Origin of the sequence: Pseudomonas sp. IT-P260 (genome assembly GCF_949768395.1) — a bacterium.
Lineage (GTDB): Bacteria > Pseudomonadota > Gammaproteobacteria > Pseudomonadales > Pseudomonadaceae > Aquipseudomonas > Aquipseudomonas parakoreensis.
In genome coordinates, this window is record NZ_CATKPO010000014.1 from 1 (window position 1) to 2,878 (window position 2,878).

Annotated in this window: 4 protein-coding genes and 3 tRNA genes; all 7 read left to right on the plus strand. The window is 53.1% G+C overall.

What is annotated here, in order from left to right:
- Nucleotides 1-85: 85 nt before the first annotated feature.
- The gene (gene birA, locus ACM6HV_RS10760) at nt 86-1,039 is read left to right on the plus strand and encodes a bifunctional biotin--[acetyl-CoA-carboxylase] ligase/biotin operon repressor BirA (RefSeq protein WP_414904167.1); all 954 of its coding nucleotides are present in this window, start codon (nt 86-88) and stop codon (nt 1,037-1,039) included.
- Nucleotides 1,029-1,778, plus strand: a complete 750-nt coding sequence (locus ACM6HV_RS10765; RefSeq protein ID WP_145598397.1) for a pantothenate kinase — start codon at nt 1,029-1,031, stop codon at nt 1,776-1,778. Before birA ends, ACM6HV_RS10765 begins: the two co-directional genes overlap by 11 nt.
- Before the next feature lie 7 nt (nt 1,779-1,785).
- Nucleotides 1,786-2,223: a hypothetical protein gene (locus ACM6HV_RS10770; RefSeq protein ID WP_414904168.1), complete on the plus strand. Its 438-nt coding sequence runs from the start codon at nt 1,786-1,788 to the stop codon at nt 2,221-2,223.
- Nucleotides 2,224-2,365: 142 nt separating this feature from the next.
- Nucleotides 2,366-2,450, plus strand: a tRNA-Tyr gene (locus ACM6HV_RS10775).
- 24 nt (nt 2,451-2,474) lie between these two features.
- Nucleotides 2,475-2,548: transfer RNA gene (locus tag ACM6HV_RS10780), tRNA-Gly, on the plus strand.
- A 26-nt stretch (nt 2,549-2,574) separates the two neighbouring features.
- Nucleotides 2,575-2,650 (plus strand) — tRNA-Thr (locus ACM6HV_RS10785).
- 84 nt (nt 2,651-2,734) lie between these two features.
- On the plus strand, nt 2,735-2,878 hold a 144-nt coding region (locus ACM6HV_RS10790; RefSeq protein ID WP_414904169.1), incomplete at its 3' end, for a GTP-binding protein.

Genomic DNA, 2,878 nt, shown 5'->3' on the forward strand with positions numbered 1-2,878 from the left:
CCCGCAGGAAAGGGGCTTGCTTGATTTCTATGCAATTGCGCGGGTCATGGCTATTATTCGGGCCTCATTGTGAGGCGAGACCTGCATGTTGACGTTGTTGAATCTCTTAAAGGATGGTCGATTCCATTCCGGCGAGGCTCTGGGGATTGCCCTGGGAATCAGTCGAAGTGCGGTGTGGAAGCAGCTTCAGCATCTTGAGGCTGAACTCGGATTGTCAATTAACAAAGTCCGGGGCAGAGGCTATCAACTGGCTGCACCCCTGACGCTGCTCGACCCCCTGAAGATTGGTGCCTTGGCAGCGGTTTGGCCGATTACAGTCTTTGATTCCATTGACTCCACTAACGCAGAGGCGCTTCGCGCGATCAATCAGGGTCGAGCGGCGCCGTTTCTGGTATTGGCAGAGCGACAGATTTCCGGTCGTGGTCGCCGGGGACGCAAGTGGGTAAGCCCTTTTGCTGAAAATCTCTACTACAGCCTGGTTCTGCGCATAGATGGTGGCATGCGTCAGCTTGAGGGCTTGAGTCTGGTGGTCGGTTTGGCTGTTATGCACGCCTTGCGAAAGTTGGGGGTGGCGGGCGCAGGATTGAAGTGGCCCAACGATGTGCTGGTCGGAAACAAGAAAATCGCCGGTATTCTTCTTGAGCTAGTAGGGGATCCGGCAGATGTTTGCCATGTGGTGCTGGGTATAGGTATTAACGTGAACATGCAGGTTGCTGAGGAGGTTGGCCAGCAATGGACGTCGATTCGTCTCGAGACCGGCAAAAGCTGCGATCGCAACGTCTTGGTGGCTGAGTTGAGCGAGCAACTGCGCGGCTATATCCAGCGCCATCAGGTTGATGGTTTCTCTGCGTTCCAGGAAGAGTGGGAAAAGGATCACATGTGGCAAGGTCGCCCGGTTTCTTTGATTGCCGGCGTTAGTCATATAGAAGGCGTTGTACTTGGCATTGATAGCCAAGGTGCGCTGCGCTTGAAGGTGGACGGAGTGGAAAAAGTTTTTAGTGGTGGTGAGCTCAGCCTGAGGTTGCGTGATGATTCTTGAGCTCGACTGTGGGAATAGCTTTATCAAGTGGCGGGTATTGAATACGGCCGCTGGCGGTCTTTTCGCGGAGGGTGTTGTTGACTCGGATCAAGCTCTGGTGGATAGCTTGAGCGCATTTAGCGGCCTGTCGTTGCGTAAATGTCGATTGGTGAGCGTAAGAACCAGCGAAGAAACTGCCGCGCTCACCCGGATTCTTGAGCAGGAGTTCGGTGTCTCGGTCGTTTGCGCCAAGTCGTCCAGTGAAATGGCTGGTGTCAGGAATGGCTATCACGACTATGAACGCTTGGGGCTGGATCGCTGGTTGGCGATGCTTGGTGGCTTTCATTTGGCTGCGGGCGCCTGTCTGATTCTGGATTTCGGCACTGCAGTGACGGCCGACTTTATTAATGCCGAAGGTGAGCACCTTGGGGGATTCATTTGCCCAGGGATGCCCTTGATGCGTAACCAATTGCGTACACATACCCGGAAAATCCGTTATGGGGACTCGGCTGCCGAAAGAGCGCTGACAAGCCATGCTCCGGGGCGCAGTACCGTCGAAGCGGTGGAGCGTGGATGCTCTTTAATGTTAAGAGGTTTCGTCCTGACCCAGATGGAAATGGCTCGATCCTATTGGGGAGAGCGCTTTACTGTTTTTATTACCGGTGGCGATGCTGAGTTGGTGGCGGATATCGTGCCTGAAGCGCGGATCGTCCCTGACCTGGTATTCATAGGGTTGGCGATGGCCTGTCCTTTAACTTGAGGTTTGTATGCGTTGGTTGTTCCTGCTGCTCGTTGTTCTCAATGTGTTTTATTACGTCTGGCATCAGCAGGAAGCTCCCTTGCGTGCGAAAGATGTCACGCCCCTCAGCATGTACCGCGGGTCTCAACAAGATATTCGCTTATTGAGTGAGGCGAATGGTGACTCTGGGGGAGGGCAAGGCGCGCACGGTGCCGGACAGGAGTGTCTATTTTTGGGTGGTTTGACTCAAGAAAGCAGCATTTCCGCGCTGCAGCTGCGTCTAGCGGCCATGGGGATGAAAGTTCAGGCGTCGCAAAAGGACCTCCCTGAGCCTGGTTACTGGTTGCGCATTGCGCCCGAAAGCCAGCGTTTATTGGGGGATGTGCAGTTGCAGAACCTTTCCAAGGAATTCAATGAGTTAAAACATAAAATAATGCTGTGTGAGGGGGTTGCACCGCTGGAATAGTTTGCATAGAATGGCGCCCGCTCCACAGCGAACACCTAAACAGGTTGTCAAGGCGGAGTGGTGTCAACGCAGCTAACCTCAGGTTTTTAATGAGAAAATGCTTGACAGAAGGTCGGCATAGTATAGAATGCCGGCTCGCTTAGGAGGGGTTCCCGAGCGGCCAAAGGGATCAGACTGTAAATCTGACGTCTACGACTTCGAAGGTTCGAATCCTTCCCCCTCCACCATTTTTAGCGTGAGCTGCAAGCTCCGCGGGTATAGTTTAGTGGTAGAACCTCAGCCTTCCAAGCTGATGATGCGGGTTCGATTCCCGCTACCCGCTCCAAGTTTGCAGGTTGTGCAAAGTGTTACGCTCTTGTAGCTCAGTTGGTAGAGCACACCCTTGGTAAGGGTGAGGTCAGCGGTTCAAATCCGCTCAAGAGCTCCATATAACAAGGCAGATATGAAAATATCTGCCTTTGTTTTAATGGTAGATATCGTTCGTCTAATTCTTCTGTTGAGGGTGTTATCGATGGCTAAGGAAAAATTTGATCGTTCCCTGCCCCACGTCAACGTAGGGACCATTGGTCACGTTGACCACGGTAAAACCACTCTGACCGCTGCTCTGACTCGCGTCTGTTCCGAAGTTTTCGGTTCGGTCGTAGTTGAATTCGAT